Annotated in this window: 1 protein-coding gene; it reads left to right on the top strand. The window is 55.8% G+C overall.

Features of this window, described 5'->3' with window-relative positions; genetic code table 11:
- Positions 1 to 951 (top strand): autotransporter outer membrane beta-barrel domain-containing protein (locus AAZR23_RS20690; RefSeq protein ID WP_434694501.1); only part of this gene is annotated, 951 nt, incomplete at its 5' end.
- Positions 952 to 1,039 lie beyond the last annotated feature (88 nt).

Here is a 1,039-nt window from a genome sequence, read left to right as displayed (position 1 = left end):
GACCCGGAAACCCCGGCAGCCCGCGTGAACCCGCAGCTGAAAGCCCTGTCCGAGGGGCATCTGGCCTCGGCCATGATGCTGACCCGCGGGGGCGATACCTTGGCATACAATACCGTGCACACCATCCGTCATCAGAACCCGGACAACGGACTGGCGCCGTTTGTCACCCTGTCCGGTGACAAAACCCGGTATAACAGCGGCTCACATATTGATGCGAAAGACGGCCGGTTAACCGGCGGTTTAAGCTACCTGACGGACAACCTGGTCGGGGCGGTACTGATTGAAAGCGGCTGGGGCAGTTATAATACGCATAACAGCTTTGATGCGCAGAATGATGTGAACGGTGACGGACACAGCCGTTATACCGGCGCGGCGGTACTGGGCCATTATGACTTTGATTCCGGTGTCTTTGCGGAAGCATCACTGCGGGCCGGTAAAAACCGCAATACCTTTGACACCCGCGACATTGTGAACCTGAGCACTGGTGAGCAGGCCCGTTATAATCTGGACAGCAATTACCTGGGTGCGCATATCGGTACCGGTTACAGTAAAGCACTGGATGAAAAAAATACTGCGGACGTGGCGGCCAAATACCTGTGGACGCAGCTGAAAGGTAAAGACGTGACTGTGGCGGGGGATAAGATTCATTTTGACGATATTAATTCCCAGCGTATCCGTCTGGATGCGGGACTGTCACACCGGTACACGGAAGCGGTGACTGTGCGTGCAGGTCTGGGGTATGAGTATGAGTTTGACGGTAAAGCAAAAGCATCCACCTACGGCTATGACATTGCCGAACCGGGTGTACAGGGCAGCACGGGTATTCTGACGCTGGGCACACAGGTGAAACCGCTGGCGGCGCAGCCGCTGAGTATGGATATTAATCTGAACGGGTACACCGGCAAACGTGACGGTGTGGGCGGCAGCATCAAATTCAGCTACGTGTTCTGACAGGCGGACGGAAAAATCCGCCGGATGTCTGAAGGACACAGAGTTCATCCCAAACACCGGCAACCGCCGGTGTTTTTTGTACCCCCCC

The sequence above is a fragment of the Morganella sp. Je.2.23 genome, assembly GCF_051129855.1.
In the GTDB taxonomy this organism is placed as follows: domain Bacteria; phylum Pseudomonadota; class Gammaproteobacteria; order Enterobacterales; family Enterobacteriaceae; genus Morganella; species Morganella sibonii.
Note: the sequence above shows the minus strand (reverse complement) of the source record. Positions and strands in the feature narration are given on the sequence as shown.